14 protein-coding genes are annotated in these 18,834 nt (G+C 37.8%); 10 read left to right on the top strand and 4 right to left on the bottom strand.

The window, feature by feature from the left end; all coding sequences use genetic code 11:
* The first annotated feature begins 1,796 nt into the window (after positions 1–1,796).
* The 7 genes from panC to KSMBR1_RS00040 all read left to right on the top strand — a co-directional run bounded on the left by panC (position 1,797) and on the right by KSMBR1_RS00040 (position 10,289).
* A complete protein-coding gene (gene panC, locus KSMBR1_RS00010) occupies positions 1,797–2,669 on the top strand; it encodes a pantoate--beta-alanine ligase (RefSeq protein ID WP_099323490.1) in 873 nt (290 codons plus the stop codon).
* A gap of 62 nt (positions 2,670–2,731) precedes the next feature.
* Positions 2,732–3,976 carry a DNA methyltransferase gene (locus tag KSMBR1_RS00015; protein WP_099323491.1) on the top strand — a complete coding sequence of 415 codons (1,245 nt, stop codon included), beginning with the start codon at positions 2,732–2,734 and terminating at the stop codon, positions 3,974–3,976.
* 13 nt (positions 3,977–3,989) lie between these two features.
* On the top strand, positions 3,990–4,964 hold the full coding sequence (locus KSMBR1_RS20505) for a DpnII family type II restriction endonuclease (protein ID WP_157775522.1): 975 nt from the start codon (positions 3,990–3,992) through the stop codon (positions 4,962–4,964).
* Complete coding sequence (locus KSMBR1_RS00025; RefSeq protein ID WP_099323492.1) at positions 4,961–6,634, top strand: DUF262 domain-containing protein; 1,674 nt, start codon at positions 4,961–4,963, stop codon at positions 6,632–6,634. The genes KSMBR1_RS20505 and KSMBR1_RS00025 overlap by 4 nt, the downstream gene beginning before the upstream one ends.
* Before the next feature lies 1 nt (position 6,635).
* Complete coding sequence (locus KSMBR1_RS00030) at positions 6,636–7,622, top strand: DNA-methyltransferase (RefSeq protein ID WP_099323493.1); 987 nt, start codon at positions 6,636–6,638, stop codon at positions 7,620–7,622.
* A 58-nt stretch (positions 7,623–7,680) separates the two neighbouring features.
* Positions 7,681–8,811 (top strand): glycosyltransferase family 9 protein, encoded by a 1,131-nt coding sequence (locus tag KSMBR1_RS00035; RefSeq protein WP_099323494.1) that lies wholly within the window; start codon positions 7,681–7,683, stop codon positions 8,809–8,811.
* A gap of 104 nt (positions 8,812–8,915) precedes the next feature.
* Complete coding sequence (locus KSMBR1_RS00040) at positions 8,916–10,289, top strand: IS701 family transposase (protein ID WP_099323495.1); 1,374 nt, start codon at positions 8,916–8,918, stop codon at positions 10,287–10,289.
* Between the two features lie 26 nt (positions 10,290–10,315).
* Here KSMBR1_RS00040 and KSMBR1_RS00045 read toward each other — a convergent pair whose 3' ends face one another.
* Complete coding sequence (locus KSMBR1_RS00045) at positions 10,316–11,002, bottom strand: GGDEF domain-containing protein (RefSeq protein WP_157775528.1); 687 nt, start codon at positions 11,000–11,002, stop codon at positions 10,316–10,318.
* An 11-nt stretch (positions 11,003–11,013) separates the two neighbouring features.
* On the opposite strand from KSMBR1_RS00045, the gene KSMBR1_RS00050 reads away from it, so the two are divergent.
* The gene (locus KSMBR1_RS00050) at positions 11,014–13,857 is read left to right on the top strand and encodes a hypothetical protein (protein ID WP_099323497.1); all 2,844 of its coding nucleotides are present in this window, start codon (positions 11,014–11,016) and stop codon (positions 13,855–13,857) included.
* A gap of 332 nt (positions 13,858–14,189) precedes the next feature.
* Positions 14,190–14,375 carry a hypothetical protein gene (locus KSMBR1_RS20510; protein ID WP_157775531.1) on the top strand — a complete coding sequence of 62 codons (186 nt, stop codon included), beginning with the start codon at positions 14,190–14,192 and terminating at the stop codon, positions 14,373–14,375.
* Positions 14,376–14,550: 175 nt separating this feature from the next.
* Here the strand turns inward: KSMBR1_RS20510 and KSMBR1_RS00060 are convergent, their stop codons facing one another.
* The 3 genes from KSMBR1_RS00060 to arsB form a co-directional block, all read right to left on the bottom strand.
* Positions 14,551–16,218, bottom strand: coding sequence for an FAD-dependent oxidoreductase (locus KSMBR1_RS00060; protein ID WP_099323499.1), 1,668 nt, complete (start codon positions 16,216–16,218; stop codon positions 14,551–14,553).
* 83 nt (positions 16,219–16,301) lie between these two features.
* Positions 16,302–16,901 carry a DUF4405 domain-containing protein gene (locus KSMBR1_RS00065; protein WP_099323500.1) on the bottom strand — a complete coding sequence of 200 codons (600 nt, stop codon included), beginning with the start codon at positions 16,899–16,901 and terminating at the stop codon, positions 16,302–16,304.
* A 52-nt stretch (positions 16,902–16,953) separates the two neighbouring features.
* On the bottom strand, positions 16,954–18,018 hold the full coding sequence (gene arsB / locus KSMBR1_RS00070; protein WP_420886577.1) for an ACR3 family arsenite efflux transporter: 1,065 nt from the start codon (positions 18,016–18,018) through the stop codon (positions 16,954–16,956).
* A gap of 123 nt (positions 18,019–18,141) precedes the next feature.
* On the opposite strand from arsB, the gene KSMBR1_RS00075 reads away from it, so the two are divergent.
* Positions 18,142–18,411, top strand: a complete 270-nt coding sequence (locus KSMBR1_RS00075; protein ID WP_099323502.1) for a hypothetical protein — start codon at positions 18,142–18,144, stop codon at positions 18,409–18,411.
* Positions 18,412–18,834: the final 423 nt, after the last annotated feature.

Genomic DNA, 18,834 nt, shown 5'->3' on the forward strand with positions numbered 1-18,834 from the left:
TGTGATTCCTAATTTTTTGTTGTTTGTTTTGGTTGGATTGTGAATACGCAATCGTACGCGAAGGATTGAGATAGTATCAGAAGAGTTTTTACGTGTCAAAAAAAAACCGGTGCTTTTTTTTACCCAAAATTTTTGGCATACCACTGAAACGAATGCAACCCTTGCAGGTATCACATAGTTAAAAAAATCGGCCGCTTCTTCAAAAAGATGAAAATAATTTTTTTTCTCTCACCTCCCCGCCACATTTTTTTACCGCCGTTGTATTTGAGGTTCCATAAGTCGTATCAGTACATCATATTACCGCTGCTTTGCCTTCGCGATATACATTTACCCCCCAAAGTCGCTCATCAAATTATCCTGCGCACAGTTCCTGTTCTCTACCCTCTCAAACCGGGAAATTGATTGTGGATAATATGTCAGTAGCTTTCCTCACCCTTTGTATGGTTTCTTCTCGTTAATACCTTATTTGTAAGACAATACACCCCTTATTATCTCTCATACAATTACCTCTCCAAATGTGTTTATTGCATGTGCATTGTTTTGTAAATAAGTTTAAATGTTTTACTCTTCCATTTGCCTTTTTATTCTTTTTCTCCTAACTCGAAAATAAGATTACAAAAAATAGCTCAAGCACAGGTACCGCAATATGATATGGCTATAAAACCATTTTCATCGTTTCTGGGTGTTGTAAATGCAACATGATGACTAATGGCTGGTGATTTATTTTATCATTACAAGCGGAAGTGGATTAGAAATCCGATGCTCTATCCATCATACCAATACCACATGCTTGTCATTACAAGGTATCAGCTTGACATTGTAAGGGACCTCTCCGCTTGTCATTGCGAGGGTCTTTTCCGAAACAATCTCATAAACCGTCATAGAGATCCTTCCATCCTGTATTCATTCCATTAATTATTCTATTTTTTTAGCCCTTGAGCCACCCTTAATTTGCTTCTCCCGCGATATGGCGTTTCTTACGTCACGAAATACTCGTAGTATACTGATTGCTTCGGAAAAGACCCTCGCAATGACAAGCGGAGAGGCCCCTTACAATGACAAGCTGATACCTTTTGGATGGCCCTATACATTTGAACCGGTACAGAAACAAAAATGCCAAACATTTCCGACTCGGAAGTAAGACTACAAAAAATAGTTTAAGTACAGATACTACAACATGATATGGTTATAAAACAAATTTGATCGTTTCCAGGTGTTGCTAACGCAACATGATGACTGGCTCGAAAATACCGTCGACTGTCTAAAAATTAAACATTTTCATCGTTTTAGGGTGTCGCACTTGCGACATGACGACCGATATACACATTCATTACTCATTGCTGCTAAAATGAGTTTGTTTCCCCGTATCGTTACAATACGTCATAATGAATAATGACACTTGCACTTGTATTTGATCTTTGCTAGACTTTTCACACCTATAACTAGTTTGCAGGTCTTTGTATAAAGAATTCATGCTGCCTTTGTTGCTTTTTTTCTCCAAATAACCCGCAATATTAAAAAAAACCGACCTGCAAAAACAATTAACGTCGATTTGTTTTTTATCTTATCAGTACCTTATCAGTAATTTCTTTGCACACTTCCATTCGTCAGTGCGTGCTTTTTGACAAAATATTTAATGCTGGAATCCGAATATTTAATTTTTTAATCTGTGCAATCTCTGGTTCCGCCTTTTGTTTTGCTTATTTTGTATTTCGTGCATATTTGGTTCTAGCTATGCCTGCTTAAGAATAAATACCCCATACAACCTCCCTTTAACAATTCACAGGTGAATATTATTGCAGATAACAAGCTCTTTAGACGAAATCAGGTCGATAGTAAAAGCGGCAAAGAAAAATAATTTGCTCATTGGTTTTGTACCTACAATGGGCGCTTTACATGAAGGCCATTTGAGTCTGATAAGACAGGCAAGGACGGAAAATGATACCGTGGTTGTGAGTATTTTCATCAATCCCATACAGTTCGGGAAAAATGAAGATTTTGCTCAATACCCACGGATGTTTGACACTGATTGCGAGCTCCTTTCAAAAGAGGGTGTGAATGTTGTGTTTAACCCAAAAGCGTCGGAAATGTATCCTGACGGATTCTGTACAACAGTTGTTCCAGAGCATTTAGAGGACAAACTGTGCGGTAAATCGCGTCCCGGACATTTCAGAGGCGTTGCCACTGTTGTCCTGAAATTATTTAATCTCATACAACCCGACAGTGCCTACTTCGGTCAAAAAGACTTCCAACAAACAGTTGTTATCAGTAGAATGGCTGCCGATTTAAATTTAGATGTCAATATAAAAGTACTTCCAACAGTGCGGGACAAGGAAGAATTGGCGCTAAGTTCACGAAATGCCTATCTCAGCGAGACAGAAAAGAAAGACGCACGGTGTTTGTATCAGGCGCTGATAAAGGCAAAGGATATGGTGAATGCAGGCGAAAATAATGCCGGAGAAATTAAATTGGAAATGGAAAAGGTTATTAATAATTGTAAATCAGCCCGGATAGATTATCTTTCAATAGTCAATCCCGAAACACTTGAGGCAGTGACGGAAGTGAGAAATGGAAACGTTGTCGCCCTGGCAGTCATGATTGGTAAGACACGCCTGATTGATAACATAATTCTGATGGTTTTGATTGTTTGTTTAATTACTTTGGCCTGATGCTTTGACAAGCTCAGCACTAGTTTTATTGGCTAATTGGCTTTTATAATGGTTGGTGATTTGTGAATAAGTTGTTTTATCAGATACCTGAAATCTCTAATACTTTATTTGGTAGTGATGTTAAACTGCTGCCTTCTGTTGATGAATTGTTTGAACTGGAATTAGCCAATTTAGAATATAATCTTTTGAGTAAAGACGAATTAATAGAGCGAAGCGCCTTTTTTCAATCTGTGAATGGACGCTTAACTAAACATTTTCAACTTTATTCGGTGCAATCATCGGCGCTTTCTGAAGATCGATCTGTACAAACAAAAAGTTATTTCGAAAATGGCCAGTTTTCAACTGGTTATGCAACTCATGGACTTTTTCCTTATCGTGGTAAATTTCATCCTCAATTAATTAAAGGGTTGATAAATATTCTTGGCATTAAAAAAGGCGAATTTATTCTTGATCCAATGTGTGGAAGTGGAACCGCTAATATCGAAGCAGCTTTAATGGGAATTAATTCTTATGCGGTTGACCAGAGTCCATTTTGCCAATTTATGACAAAGACAAAATTTGAGGCATTGACAATTAATGTCGATTTATTGAATGGACTTTTTCCGCAAGTAAAAAAAATATTTGATTTTTTTAGTGTTAAAGATATTTCAGTTCAATTAAAAAAAATAAAAGATGCGGATAAATTAAAGATATATAATTTAGCTTTACTTGCCTTTTTAGATGCTATGGGTTATTCGATGAGGGTTTCTAAATCCAGTCACGAACAGTTATTCGAAAGAGTATTACATCGATATATAAAAACATTGTTCGATTTTTCATGCAACCCCTTTTACAAAAAAGACGAAATTGGATTAGTAAACGTTTTAAATAATTCAAGTGCTTTAAAACTGGAATTGAATGATGGTTCTATTGATGGAGTTATTACTTCGCCACCATATTCATTTGCCATAGATTATGTAAAAAACGATGAGGTTCAGTTAAATTATTTGGGATGTGATACAGACACACTTAAATCAAAAATGATTGGGCTAATTGGAAAAAATAAAACTGCGCGTTTGGATAACTATTTTCGTGATATGGAAAGCGTTTGTGCTGAAATTTCCCGTGTATTAAAAAAGGGGAAATTTTTCATAATGATTATAGGCTCGAATACGAACCAAACTGGAGGTATTCGGTTGGAAAATAAAATTATCGAATCTTGTAAAAAATTTAGGTTAAATTTAGTTAAAAGTGTTTTGAAACCTATCAAGGGTATGCGCAATACAATGAAAGACGAATATATCTTATTTTTTGAGAAAACTATTTAAACCACAATACCTTATGAAATCAGTTGATGAAAAATGCCAAATTGTTATTAAAAAGAACACCTTTTATTTTTTTAATCCCATTTTTGAAGAAAAATATGAAAGTTATTTAAACTCCATCAAAGAAACACTGCTTGTGTTGAAAAATGAAATAGAAAACGAAGGCCTGAAAAAGGTTCAGTTTGAGCGTCTTATTGGTGAGAAAGAAAATGGTTTGAGGGCGCTACTTGCCTTAACGGGTTTCTCAAATGAATACCTGAAACGATTAACAACAGTTATCCGCGTGGTTAATAATCCTGAACTCTCAAGGCTTGTCTCTAAAGATAAGTGGTGTGAAAATGAACCTGTAGAAACAATCAAAGAATGGTCAGATGAAAAAATTCAAAAAATGCTTACCACAAATGAATATTTCCGAAAAGGAATCGTCAATATCTTCTTTGAAGGGTCAACCATCCCGTTTTTGTCAAATACCATTCCTCTTTTTGAGTTAAAAAAACTCAGTATTTCAAAATTAAAATTTGATGTTCCTTCAATGATAGATACACTGATCAGATATAAAGAGAAAGGATCGTATTCCGGTATGAAGGAAAAGAATCCAGAAACTTTAATAGAAACTTTATTGAACAATTTAAATATTCTTTTTGAAAAAGGTGATTTGAGCGAACTTATTGAAAACGCCCATTCAACTAAAAGAACAATGGATTTTATTATACCCAGCAAAAAAAATCCAAGAATCATAGTTGAGAGTTCATTTTTAGTCACAACATCTTCTGGACAAGGCGATAAATCCAAAACGGAAATATCAATTGATTTGCTTATCAAGGAACATTATCCACAAGCAAAGTTTATAGGATTTATAGATGGAATTGGTTGGTATGTTCGCAAGGGTGATTTAAAAAGAATGGTAGCAGCATATGAAGATGTCTTTACTTTTCATAAAGATGAATTGGCAAGATTTGAGAAACTTATAGAGGAAACATTTGGGAAATGAGTAAAATAGATTTTCAAATAAAAGGTATTGGTGCTTTAATAAAGGAACATCAATTTAGTGTGCCAAATTATCAAAGAGCTTACAAGTGGGAAGACGAGCACATTAAATCATTGTTTTCGGATTTGTCAAAAGCCATTGACAATAATGAGAGTGAATATTTTTTGGGAACTGTAGTTTTATCACAGAAAGAAGGCTCCAAAGAATTAGAAATAGTTGATGGACAACAAAGAATTACTACAATAGCTATTTTTTTGTCAGCTATAAGAAATTATTTTTTCAATAATGGCAAATCACAATCCGCCAATTCTATTCAAACTGATTTTATTAGCAATTATGACACTAGGAACGAAGAAAATGTTGCCAAGCTAAAACTAGGGAATCAAGACAGAACATTTTTTCAAAAATATATTGTAGATAATATAGATGAAAAGCCAACAAAAGGCTCGCATTTTAGAATAGTTACAGCAAAGGATGAATCGACAAAAAAAGTAAAAACTTTATCTGCATTGTCAGAAACTCAAGTGCACAATTGGAAAGATTTTATTTTGGATAAACTGAAAGTTGTATCCATTATAGTTCCAGGCGAATCAAATGCTTTTACACTCTTTGAAACATTAAATGACAGAGGGTTAGTTTTGGCGCAAACCGACTTACTTAAAAATTATCTTTTTAGCAGAGCAGGTGATTACTTTGATGAAGTTCAATTTATGTGGATAGAAATGACTGCTAAAATTGAAGACGCGCTGGGAGAATCCTCAATACTTATTTATATTAAACATTTTTGGTCGTCAAGAAATGGACTGACAAGACCGGAAAATAAACAACTGTATAAATCAATTAGCGATTCAAAGAAATCACCAACGGATGTCAGAGATTTTGTCAAAGAGCTTAACGATGATACTAAATTGTATATAGCAATAAACAATCACAAAGATAATTATTGGAAAGAGCACACTGAGCATAGCAAAAACTATATTGAAACCCTTAATTACTTAGAATTGGAACCATATAAACCATTAGTGTTATCAATTTTAAAAAGATTTGATGACAAAAAAGAAGTGGAGAAATCTTTGAAATTAATTGTTAGTTGGGTTGTAAGAAATTTAATTACTGGTTCTTTAAGAGGTGGAACCCTAGAAAGTGAATACGCAGAAAAAGCTAAAAACATATACAATAATACAATCAAAACTGCTAAAGAATTCCGTGATAAATTAAAGGTTATTCCTTCCGACTCAGAATTCAAAGAAAGATTATTGACAATTACTTTGAGCAAAGAAAAATTTGCGAGGTATTATTTGAGAGCTATTGAAAATCAATATAAAGGAAATGGCAATCCAGAGTGCATAGTAAATAGCGACCCAAACGTTGTTGACTTGGAACATATTTTACCAAAGAAACCAAAACAAGGTGAATGGCCGAACTTTACTTCTGAAGAAGTGGATGAATATTCAAATAGATTGGGAAATCTTACGGTTATGAGTAAAAAAGATAATAGCAACCAAAAAAATGAATCTTTTAAGAAGAAGAAAGAAAATTATAAAAAGTCCGAAATTAAAATTACGAATGAAATAGAAAAGAATTTCACAGAATGGAATAAAGATACCATAATAAACAGACAAGCTTTTCTTGCAGAAATTGCTGTGAAAACTTGGAATCTTAGATTGGATTAAAATGATTGAAAAATATCTAAATAAAGTAACGCAAGGTGATTGCCTTGACTTATTAAAAGAAATTCCAGACAACTATATTGACATTGCTTTTGCTGATCCACCATTTAACCTAAAAAAGAAATATAATGGTTACAAAGATAGCCTTGAATTTCAAGATTATCTGAACTGGTGTGAAAAATGGATTAGTGAAATGGTACGGGTTACAAAACCTACTGGCTCAATTTTTGTGCATAATATCCCAAAATGGCTAACATATTACGCGGCTTTTCTTAATAAATTAACAGACTTCAAACATTGGATTTCGTGGGATGCTTCATCAGGTCCTATGGGAAAAACACTTCAACCATCTCACTATGGGATTCTGTATTATGCAAAGGATGCAAAGCAAAACAAGTTTTACGAAATCCGCTATCCGCATAAACGTTGCAGAAAATGTAAATATTTGCTAAAGGATTACGGTGGGAAAAAAGCCGGACTTCATCCTTTTGGGCCACTTATTTCTGATGTTTGGACAGATATTCATAGAATAAAGCACAATAAATATAGAGACGAACATCCATGCCAACTTCCAATTCATTTATTAGAACGGATTATTTTGATGTCAACTGACGAGGGCGATATTGTTCTCGACCCTTTCGTTGGAACCGGGACAACAGTAGTAGCTGCAAAGCGCATAGGAAGGAGTTATATTGGTTTTGATATAGATGAAAAATATATTAAAAATGCGCAGTTTAAATTATTAAGAGAAAATCCAAACTCAAAAATTGGAAATATCTGGGTAAGCTGGTTTTTAGATGGCTTAACAACAATCAGGGACAAAGATTGGGAAGAACTCTCTCAAAATTACTTTATACCGGAACCCCGTAATGAGATTGATAGTACAGTAATTAAATTTATAAGAACAAAGGAAATTAGTTCAAAAAGTAAAAATAAGTTGAATAAGAGATATAAAATTATGACAAAAAGAGAAAAGCTGTTTTTACGATAGACTCTGTTTATTAGATTATGTACAAATTTAGATTATTCATATTATTAAGAAAATTATTATGATGTCAAAAGATTTTGATTGCCGTTTTTTTGCCTCCGAGAAACCATGCAGGTTTAAACTTGATTGTCCCATTGATTCAAGCTGTGCAAAATACGCCTCAATGGGGAAAAGGATTTTGATTATAAAATTAGCGGCCATCGGTGATGTATTAAGAACTACGCCGATTCTTCCTGTTTTGAAAGAAAAATATCCATCATCTCATATTACATGGATAACAGATGGTTCCTCACTGCCTGTGCTGGAAGATAATCCCTTTATCGATCGTTTATTATTCGTTACTCTTGAAAATACCCTGCGTCTACAAGTTGAAATATTTGATTTACTGATATGTCTTGACAAAGATGCGACTGCCACCAGCCTTGCTGCAATGGTCAAGGCCGACGTCAAACTTGGTTTCGCCCTCTCCGGTACAGGACACATTTATTCCTTGAACAAGGAAGCAAATCATTTGCTGCGATTGGGTGTTTCTGACGAACTAAAGTTCCGGCAAAACACAAAGACCTACCAGCAACTTATATTTGAAGCACTCGGGTTTATTGAAAACTACGGAGAGTATATTATCACTCTCCCCGATAAATATAATATGTACGCCAGAAATTATTTAAGCAATTTTAATATTGATCCTGGGAAATTACTTATCGGCCTGAACACCGGAGCTGGAAAAAGATTCGCCACAAAACGATGGGAAATCCAAAGTTTTGTTGAACTCGCAGACAAATTGCAAAATGACCTAGATGCTCAAATATTACTTTTAGGCGGGCCTGAAGAAGTGGAAAGAAATCAGGAAATCGCCTCCGGAACCACATCGAACGTTATTGACAGCGGTTGCCATCACAACCTGAAAGAATTTATGGGATTGATCAATCAATGTCATCTCATCGTTACCGGAGATACCCTTGCCCTGCACTTATCTATTGCATTAAGAAAATGCACTGTCACATTCTTTGGCTCTACCTGTTATCAGGAAATCGACCTTTATGGCAGAGGGAAATCGCTGGTCGCCCATGTTGAGTGCTCTCCTTGTTACAAAGGAAACTGCGATAACATGATATGCATGAAAAAGATAAGCGCTAACGATGTGTTTCATGCATGCCGTGAGGTTTTGGCGAATCATGCCATAGCCGTGTAGGGACGAAGCATCTGCTCCTACTATTACATTACTTTGTTAAAGAAAGCGTCTGAAAAAATATTTTTAAGTCGTAAGTCGAGTCGGCCACAACTTATGACTTAGCAATGCTTTGCGACAAATATTTACTCTTGATTTTGCTCGTTACTTCCGGTATTAATTGCACTTGTAAATTTTTTACACAATCAATTACCGGAGCAAAGGATTTGAGTATTTTCAGAACAAACATACCGTTATTAAATAAATTTCTTGAACATTTTGCATCGTGTTTTACTAAAAAACAATTTGCAATGTTTCTACTTGTTGTCTACGCAATGTTTAAAGACTATAAAAGAAATTCACTGGAGGCCATGGCGCAAGCCGTTCATACGGATTACCAGAAATTTCAATACTTCTTTTCTGAATCCAAATGGGATTTACCCGCATTAAAGCAGAAAAGAATGGACATTATCCAAAAACAAAGAACCACGGCATTGACAAAAGACAGCATCCTTACCATAGATGATACCGGATGTCCAAAGCCCTATGCTAAAAATACAGAGGCAGCCAAATGGCAATATTGCGGTCCGCTTAAAAGGCCGGAAACCTGCAATGTTGTTGTTGGCGCGGCATTTGTCTCAAAAACAAAACATTTTCCCCTGGATGTTATTCCCTACCTTCCTGCCGATGAGTTCGGGGAAGGGAAAAATGATCCCAAATTTAAAGACAAAATACAAATAGCAATGGATATGTTTGATGCTGCTTCTAACGTCTTTGATTTTTCAGCTATTGCCTTCGACACATGGTATGCCTCTCAACGGTTTCTCGAACATATTCACGCAAAAAAGAAACACTTTTTTTCAGAAATAAAATCAAACAGAAATATCTCCATGTACCATCCGGAAAAACAAAAATATTGCATAATCAAACCAGATGAGCTCGTGACCCTCATCAAAAAGCATTATGCCGACAAAACCAAGTATGTTACTTTAAAATCCGCGGATGGAAGTGAAGTTTCCTATAAAACCTACACGTTTGACGCCAAACTGAATGGTTGCAATGTCCCGTTGAAGTTTGTGGTAATTTTGGGAAAATGGAACAAGGAAGATGATAAAAAATATCATGTCCTTATCACCAATCAACTCGACGCCTCTGTAAAAACGGTTATCACAAACTATCTGTTGCGTTGGGGTATTGAACACTGTTTCAAGGAATTGAAGGATACTTTTTATTTCGATCATTATCAGGTAAGGCACATTGACAAGATTGAGCGATATTGGAATATTTGTCTGATCTCATGGACATTCGTTTACTGGATAAAACAAAACGCTTATCTGGATAAAATCATAGAAACAAAACCTTCTACCTTTAATGAATTCAAAAAAGCAATCAATTCCCTGCTTGAATTCTCATCAACAAACGCTTTATCAAAGAACGAAAAACTCTCACAAGAATATTTTAAAATTAAATCCGCTCGATTTAAGAAAAAAATCGCCGCTTAATTTTTAACAAAGTAATGCTATTATTATTATCTGAACCACTTTTTCTTTTGTCTCCAGACGGTAACCCTGTTTTTCCCTTTTTTCTTTGATTCTAACAATGTCTTGTCTGCGTTGTCTGTGAGATCGCTTCGTTTTAATGTATCAACGTGTGGCGCAATTTCAGCGATGCCAAAACTTGCCGTAACATTATATTTCATGTTATTTATTATGAATGTATGTTTCGCTACTTTTTCACGCATCCTTTCGGCAACAATAACGGCTGCGTCCACTTTTGTATCAGCTAAAACTATGGCAAACTCTTCGCCTCCATAGCGGGCAAGGATATCATATTCCCGCAAACATAACGTCAGCAGTTTGCACAGTTCCTTTAAAATGAAGTCGCCTGTTTGATGTCCATATAAGCCATTAAAACTTTTAAAATTATCCACGTCTATCAATACCAGGCGGAAATTAGTCTGTTTTCGTTTCGATCTGTTGATTTCTTTTTCAATAAATGCTTGCAGAAAACGATGGTTATACACCTCCGTCAATCCATCGATATTCGCAAGATTTTGGAGACTTTTGTTTTTTGTTTCTAATTCTCTGGCTAATTTCTGCAGTTGTATTTTTGTAGCAACATGCTCCCTGTTCATCTGGTCATATGTCAGGTTTATAACACTAAGGGCCGCGTTTGCTTCCAGTAATATATCTTCTACCGGTTTAGGTTTTTCCATATTAAATCCCAATGTTTACCTTACATAATAATAGCCATTCTTTCGCGTCACTCCTGAAACAATCAACCGTCAGTGATGTAAAAGGCGCATTTCCGAAAACGATACTACATTTCCTAAACGACAATAGTTTCCTGTTTCCGAAATCAAAAACCTCTGAAATTTTCCCGGCCTTCAACGAATCGTTATGGATTTCACCGCAAACGGTTTTAAAAATGGACGCAGAAACCGGGGTATTTGGAAAGAGGATTCGAAACAAAAACAGCCGGACAGAACTGTTATTAGCATCATTCAAAAACATTATTGCGCAATTCATTATTGCACCATTTTTCCCGGAATCAATAAAAGGCGATTTTCAACTCATTCCCCTTAAATGTCCTCATACTAAAAATAGTATTACTTACGGGATATCTGATTCGTTCAGTCTGAATGTGACAGGAAACAACCCTGTTACCTTTTCCGTTTATCTGGGAGATGGACGTAGTTTGAGAGATATGCAAAGAATGATTGAGGATAATGCGGATATCCGGGCGCTAAAAGATATTTTCGGATATTTAGAGGACGACTCATACGGTCTTTTCCCCATCATTCCCTCCTATAAAATAGAAAGACATAAAAACAATGTATCTCTTACCCTCAGCAAGAATATCCTTGGGGAAACATACCGGCTTAAGATAATAGTGGAAGGCATACAAGAAGAAATAATCATAAAAGAGGCCGAACATCCTCTGGTGTTGAGTTATTTTGTCATCGAGGAAGCCAAAAATAATATCAGCAAAGAAGAAAAAGGCTGGGAATTACTTAACGATATATTTAAAAAAAGCCCTGAGTGGTTTAAGGAAAAGCAGTTGCGTCTTCTTTGCTTTTCCGGAGCTGATGACCATGCAAAATCAGGCGCCCCACATCATCGATACAAACGATATTTGAATGCTTCTAAAAAAGACCTTTATATTATCGAAATCCTGTGTCCTTTTTTTGAAATAATACCTTCAAAATCAAACTCCTCAATAAAGATAGATATAGAACTCACGGTAAATACAACATTACAGCACTATCGCCCAAAAGCATTCCCGTTAAGAGGCATATTTAAAAATGATAGCATGGAATATATCAACCGCTTGCAAAATGCCAAAACTATGGCGGGTCTGATAGATGAAAAGATCATGAGCCTTTTAAATATGCTTGAAATTTCTTACCGTTCACTTTCATTTTTGATCACGAACAACATGATTCTGGCAGGAGCGTTTACCTATCTCACCTATTTTGGCAGGGATACCGTCTTTACCCATTTGTTGCTCAAACCGTTTCTTACTATATTTGTTCAGCAAAAAATAGTGCAACAACTCTTAAACCGTTCAAACCAGTCGGGTGAGGGTGCTCACGAAACAGACTCCCGCGTCCTGAAAGAAAATGAAGCCCACTACGACTATCGTATGACCGATACCGATTTCTTGGTAGCTATCTCAACTTTTGAATTGTTAAACGAAATGAGTTGCAAGGATATTGAAGATTTTTTAAACCATAAAGACAGCGAAAATCGCTATCATTGTACAGCACCAGACGAGACATTTTTTATCAACAATGCGACGGTAATCATTCGTAATTTAAACAGAGCACTTACCCTTATTGAAAACAATGACCTTGTCCCATTAAAGCGAATAAACGACCCCAGTTCCGCCAATTGGAGGGATGCGGTAAATAGTTTTTCAAGAGGCACATATTCCTATGATGTAAATGCCGTATGGGTTCCCCATCTACTCCGCCTTTTAGAATCATTCAGCACAAACAAAGAAAAAAGGGAAATCCTTTTAGCTTTCCTGAATAAAATTCAGGCTCTCTATCCAAACCATTGTTTTAAACCTACAGAAACACTTCTTCATACAATCACCAGTACGCCTGGTAATACAATTACGACCCTTATTGAACGGACCAAAAAAAAGTTTGAGATTTCATACTCGTTAGAAGAGTGGCGTACCCGTTTAAAAAGTTTTTACAACGACCCGCAAAACCACGAAAAATCAATTCAGGACCTGAAAAAAATGAAGATTGGCTACTATCTCAGGGAACACGGACAAGGCAGGGTATGGTTTACGGCAGAAGATTTTTTAGATGACCGGAAATGGGAAAACAGTATGCAATATCAATTTGAGCTTCTGCCAGATAATTTTTTTCTTCCTGATGGAAATCCCTTTCCCAACGGCATTCACACATACGCCATGGCACTCGATAAAGATAAAAATCCGATTCCTATCATGCATAGCGATTTGGGCTTTGAGGCATTTACAAAGTCTATGAGAAAGGAACACATAGAGAAAGAATTGATACTGCCGGTAGAGCTTCCCTTATCCCTGGGTGGGCTGGCAATCATAGATAGAAATGGTGAAAGCCTCGGTTTTACCGTTGCCAATCCCATGCTTGCAAATAGAAATGGCTACGAACTGTTGCTAACGCCTGCCGAAAAAAACAGGGGAATCGATCCAAAAATACTTTCTCCATGGAACCTTATCGGCAAAAACGAATATCACGGATGGGGGGCTATTTGGGAGGTGATGATAGATTTTATGGTTGCGGCGTTACAAGATGCGGACATACAAAACCATACTTACCTGAAAAATTATTATTGGTGGGTATTGGAAAATTATACGCAATATCCCAGGGTTCGTAATAAGGAGGTGTTGGGGTTCAAATACAATGACAATTACAAAGACTGGCTTCTCACTGAATCCACCATAGAAAAATTTGAAATCAACGACCTCCAGGCCTTCAACGCAGCCGGCAGGTTAAGGGTTCTCTTAAAAGCACTCATTCCCGGAATAACCACCTTCTGGCTTTTTAAGAGGGAAGAAGGCGACACCTGAAAAGCTTGCTTACCCCCACTGCTACCTCCCAAGAGGGTAATTTGGAAAGTCCCCTCTTGGGAGAGGATTAAGGGGTGGGTTAAAGGCATAATGAAAAACGTTGTATCGTAATTCATTTATGAAGTACGAAGTACGATTTAGATCTCAAATCTCAAATCGTAAATTGTAATTCATAAATCTCAGGCAGAAACGGGAGCATTCCCGATTTTTTGTAAAAATGCCATTAGCGGGGAGAGGGGAAGAATAGTAACTCAAGCTTCAAGCTTGAGGGTAAAATACCACAAGCAGGATGTTTGTGGTACAATGTACAATTAGTTAGCCAAGAATTTGAAATGCTCCTGTTCAAACCATGTCCCCCGCTGGCGGGGGTGCAGGGGGTGGACTGGATTTCTCCGTCGATACAACTACCCCTTTATTATGAAAACAAATTTGACCCTCTTTCCCACGCTGCGCAGACTGGTCAAATGGGCAATTTTATCCTGTTTCGTGACATGCATTCCCGCAGAGCGCAGGAATGAGAATAAAAACTTATGGCTATTCATGTTATAAACCTCCCAGATTTCTTCCGCAGACAATTCCACCCCCTTAATCCCCCGCCAGCGGGGGGACAGGCTTGCCACATCCCTTGCAGCGTTGTTTTGCCCCAATCACACAAACGGTTACAAAAAATCGGGAATGCTCCTGGCAGAAACTCTATTTTTCAATTGCATAAGGCCATGCCAACAAGCTACCTTCCATAAATTTTACATTTTCAAACCCTTCGGTTTTTAAAAGTAAATGAGCCTGTGACGCCCTTAAACCAACGCCGCAATAAGTAATGATTTCTCTTGTTTTATCCAATGCGCCGCTTCTTGATTTCAGTTCGTTTAATGGAATGTGAAGGCTGCCTTCAATATGGCCTTTATCGTGCTCATGCTTTGTACGGACGTCTAATAAAACAAAATCATCCTTACGCTCTAGCTTTTGTTTAGTAATAAGCGGCGATATGCTCTGGATTTTCCCCTCTAGCTTGTTTCGCAAAACGTTTGCGGCCGTTATAAGCGGGTCCATAGGAGATGAATATGGCGGGGCATACGACAGGTCATATTTTGAAAGTTGTCCGGCGGTAACCCTTCCCATCAAAGCGGCGGAAACAACATCAATCCTTTTGTCAACCACACCTTCCCCGGCAATTTCAGCTCCAAGCAAAATGCCGCTCCCCTTTTCTGCTATTAATTTAACAATAATCAGCTTTGAACCGGGATAATAATGGGGCTTGTCATGGGACGGAACGATAACAGACACGACGTCAAATCCATTCCTGATTGCCTCTTTCTCCGATAAGCCGGTTTTAGCAACTGTCCAATCAAATACTTTTACAATAAACGTTCCCATCACTCCGGGAAAGGTATCGTTTCCTCCGCAAATATTTATTCCGCCAATGCGCCCCTGCTTGTTTGCTGTTGTCGCCAGAGGTATCCACACGGGTTTTCCTGTTACCATATGTGTCGTTTCAACACAATCACCAACGGCATAAATATCGGGAATATTTGTTTCAAGCCTTTCGTTTACCTGTATTGCACCCGTTTGTCCAATGGCTATTCCTGCATTTTTTGCAAGGCTTACGTTCGGTTTAATTCCCGTCGCAAGCACCACAATTTCTGCCGGAAGCGTTTGTTTTTTTGTAATTACCTTTGAAACGTTGCCTTCTGAATCGGCTTCATATTTTATCACCTCATCATCTTCATGTATATGCACGCCCTTTGCCCTGACATGGTTTTGGACAAGGAGCGCTATGTTTTTGTCAATGTGAGAAAGTATATGCTCGCGGCGAATAATAATATGGGCCTTTATTCCATATTCCATCAGGCTCTCAGCTATTTCCAATGCAATAAATCCACCGCCTACTATTATGGCGTGCCCTATTTTTTTTTGTTGCAACACCGATTTAATACGCATTGCGCTCTTAATATTGTGCAAGGTAAATATATTCCCGGATTCTACCCCTTCACACTCAGGAACATAAGGCTTTGCGCCTGTAGCCAAAACAAGAAAATCATATGGGAGGAAAGCAGAACTGTTTGTTTTGAGATTCCTGACGGCAATATCCTTGCCGCCCGGATTAATTGCCTCAACCCTGTGTTCCGTCAAAACATTTATATTCAACATTTTGAGAAAATAATCAGGCGTTCTTATTATGAGAGAGGAACTATCCTTTATTATATCTGAGATAAAATACGGCGTGCCGCATGCAGCGTAAGAAATATCCGCTTCTTCGGTAATAAGCGTTATCTCCGCATCCGGATCTTCTCTCCGTGCCTTTGCGGCAGTCTTTGTCCCGGATGCTACTGCGCCAATAATAACCATGCGTTTTGGTCCCATTTCTGATCTCCTAATCTCCTAATATACCCTTCCCAATACCGTATTCATCAATACGTTCATCCTAAACTGGTGTGAACATTCGTTCATGGGTGCTTCGTTTTATATTCACAAATAATGCGCCGTACATCCTCAATTTCAAATCCATACTCTTTTCTCAATTTGCCTAAGTGTTCCTTTTTGTCCACATCTTCCGGCAGGCCAAGTTTTTCAATAATATATTCAACAGAAACCTCCGACTCTTCTGCGACCTCGGTAAATGTCATTGCACCCCGTACTTGAATCTTCTTATGATCCTGCGATAAACATAAATCACACCCCTGTCTTTCTACATTTGTTTCATTTACCGGACTTAACAGAGGAGATATTGCAAATACCAGCACACCTATGAATCCAATAATCACCAATGCAACACGTAACCCTGACCTTTCATGTGACTTGCCAATAAAAATATTCGCTACCCAACGCCAATGAAGAAACAAATGTACCGCTAAACAGCATAAGAAGAAGACTGAAATCCAAAAATGGATGTTACCCCATTCGTGCCTGTCCATTCCACAAATAGTCTTAAAACGCCTGCTCCCGGCAGGAAGGATATAGTGCATCAACATACCGGTGGTGGTTAAGAGGATAAAACCAACAAAGGCAATCGCATCAATAACAATATTCTGTATCGAACGTTTCATTTTCTCTCTTTTTTGAAGTATAACTTTTTCAAATCCTTAGGACGTGCACCTGTTATTTAAACCAATTTTGTGTTTTAAGACATATCTTAACCAACATGAGCATCACAGGCACCTCAATTAATACACCCACAACAGTGGCCAAAGATGCCCCTGACGATAGGCCAAAAAGCATTGTTGAGGTGGCAATCGCCACTTCAAAATGATTGCTCGCTCCAATCATTGCAGCAGGCGCAGCATCCCTGTAGGCTAACCGGAAAAATCTTGCTAACGCATAACCTATTGCAAAGATAAAACAGGTTTGAATAAAAAGGGGGATTGCTATAAAAAGAATCGCTTGTTTCTGAGTAATAATCACATCGCCCTTGAATGAAAATAAAAGAACCAATGTAGCCAGAAGCGCTGTTATAGATACGGGCGTTAAGAAGTGTAAGAATTTTTGCTGAAACCACACCAACCCTTTCGTTTTGATGATCCATTTTCTGGAAAAATACCCCGACACCAGAGGAAGGGCAACGTAAATTAAAACCGATAGCACTATTGTTTCCCAGGGGATAGGCATCTTGTTCACTTTTAATAAGAAACCACCCAGCGGGGCATAAAAAACCAACATGGTCAAAGAATTTATTGCCACCATAACAAGGGTTAGCCCGTCATTGCCCCTTGCCAGATATCCCCACATTAAAACCATTGCCGTACAGGGGGCTATTCCTAAAAGGATAGCTCCGGATATATATGAACGATAAATATCTACCGTGCTTCCGTCTTTAATAATTTCTGTGCCGGGTAAATAATCTTTAAATATATATCCTAAAAAGAATGTTGCGATGAGATACATCGTAAACGGTTTAATGCACCAATTTATAACCATGGTCAGAATAACCGGTCTGGGGGTCTTCCCTGCTTTTATAACCTCCGCAAAGTCTATCTTCACCATAATAGGATACATCATAAAAAAAAGGCAAACGGCAATAGGAATAGAAACTTCATATACCGCAAGGGAATCTAACCTGAAGGCAACCCCCGGCGCCGTCTTCCCCAAAACAATGCCTGCACCGATACACAGCAACACCCAGAGTGTTAAATATTTCTCAAAAACAGATAATTTTTTTTCGGGAATCTCTTTCACTCTTCGCTACTCTTTCGCTTTTAAAAAAACGTGCTCAAAATCTTACATCTCTACCGCAGGGGAAGGCTGTCTCCCTGTCAGTCATATACAGTTCGCTCCTGAAGAGATCAACCCATGACCCATGATATGGAAGTATGCTCCTGTTCAAGCTATGTTCCCCCGCTGGCGGGGGTGCAGGGGGTGGACTGGATTTCTCCATCGATTCAACTACCTCTTTATTATGAAAATAAATTTGACCCTCTTTCCCACGCTCCGCAGACAATTCCACCCCTTAATCCCCCGCCAGCGGGGGGACAGGCTTACCACATCCCTTACAGCTTTCATGCCTTTGCAGGGTTGATCCAGGTACATTTCCGGTTTTTTATGACTTCTGCCATGTTTTAATGAAACGTACAGTAGAATTAACCCCTGACAGCGTTGTTTTACCCCAATCACACAAACGGTTACAAAAAAAGGGATGCTCCTCCTGACGGAGCTATTTATCCTAAGCTAGCATAGCCAGAACTAAACAAGCACGAAATACGAAAAACGCACTCGTTTAGCATTTTAAATAATACTCTCGTTTCCAGGCTCCGGCTCTTCCGCTCGTTCCCAAGCTCCACAGACCGGGTCAAATGGACAATTTTATCCTATTTTACGACAGGCATTCTCCACTTTTATGGGAAAACAGCACTAAATAAGGTCGAAAACAGGCATAATGAGAGGAGTTGTCCCCACCTTTAAGACAACAAAGTTCTTTTGGTCCAGTCTGTGGAGCTTGGGAACAAGCGTTTTTGCTTTTTTAAAAAATATAAACTGTTACCACTT

Source organism: Candidatus Kuenenia stuttgartiensis, assembly GCF_900232105.1.
GTDB lineage: Bacteria > Planctomycetota > Brocadiia > Brocadiales > Brocadiaceae > Kuenenia > Kuenenia stuttgartiensis_A.

What these genes read in the sequence shown, in the direction of transcription:
- KSMBR1_RS20505 (WP_157775522.1), top strand. Translation starts at nt 3,990, where the DNA reads ATGAAATCAGTTGATGAAAAATGCCAAATTGTTATTAAAAAGAACACC.
- KSMBR1_RS00045 (WP_157775528.1), bottom strand. Translation starts at nt 11,002, where the DNA reads ATGGAAAAACCTAAACCGGTAGAAGATATATTACTGGAAGCAAACGCG.
- KSMBR1_RS00075 (WP_099323502.1), top strand. Translation starts at nt 18,142, where the DNA reads ATGACCCATGATATGGAAGTATGCTCCTGTTCAAGCTATGTTCCCCCG.
- KSMBR1_RS00065 (WP_099323500.1), bottom strand. Translation starts at nt 16,901, where the DNA reads ATGAAACGTTCGATACAGAATATTGTTATTGATGCGATTGCCTTTGTT.
- KSMBR1_RS20510 (WP_157775531.1), top strand. Translation starts at nt 14,190, where the DNA reads ATGCTCCTGTTCAAACCATGTCCCCCGCTGGCGGGGGTGCAGGGGGTG.
- KSMBR1_RS00035 (WP_099323494.1), top strand. Translation starts at nt 7,681, where the DNA reads ATGATGTCAAAAGATTTTGATTGCCGTTTTTTTGCCTCCGAGAAACCA.
- KSMBR1_RS00025 (WP_099323492.1), top strand. Translation starts at nt 4,961, where the DNA reads ATGAGTAAAATAGATTTTCAAATAAAAGGTATTGGTGCTTTAATAAAG.
- KSMBR1_RS00050 (WP_099323497.1), top strand. Translation starts at nt 11,014, where the DNA reads ATGTTTACCTTACATAATAATAGCCATTCTTTCGCGTCACTCCTGAAA.
- KSMBR1_RS00060 (WP_099323499.1), bottom strand. Translation starts at nt 16,218, where the DNA reads ATGGGACCAAAACGCATGGTTATTATTGGCGCAGTAGCATCCGGGACA.
- KSMBR1_RS00040 (WP_099323495.1), top strand. Translation starts at nt 8,916, where the DNA reads ATGCTTTGCGACAAATATTTACTCTTGATTTTGCTCGTTACTTCCGGT.
- KSMBR1_RS00030 (WP_099323493.1), top strand. Translation starts at nt 6,636, where the DNA reads ATGATTGAAAAATATCTAAATAAAGTAACGCAAGGTGATTGCCTTGAC.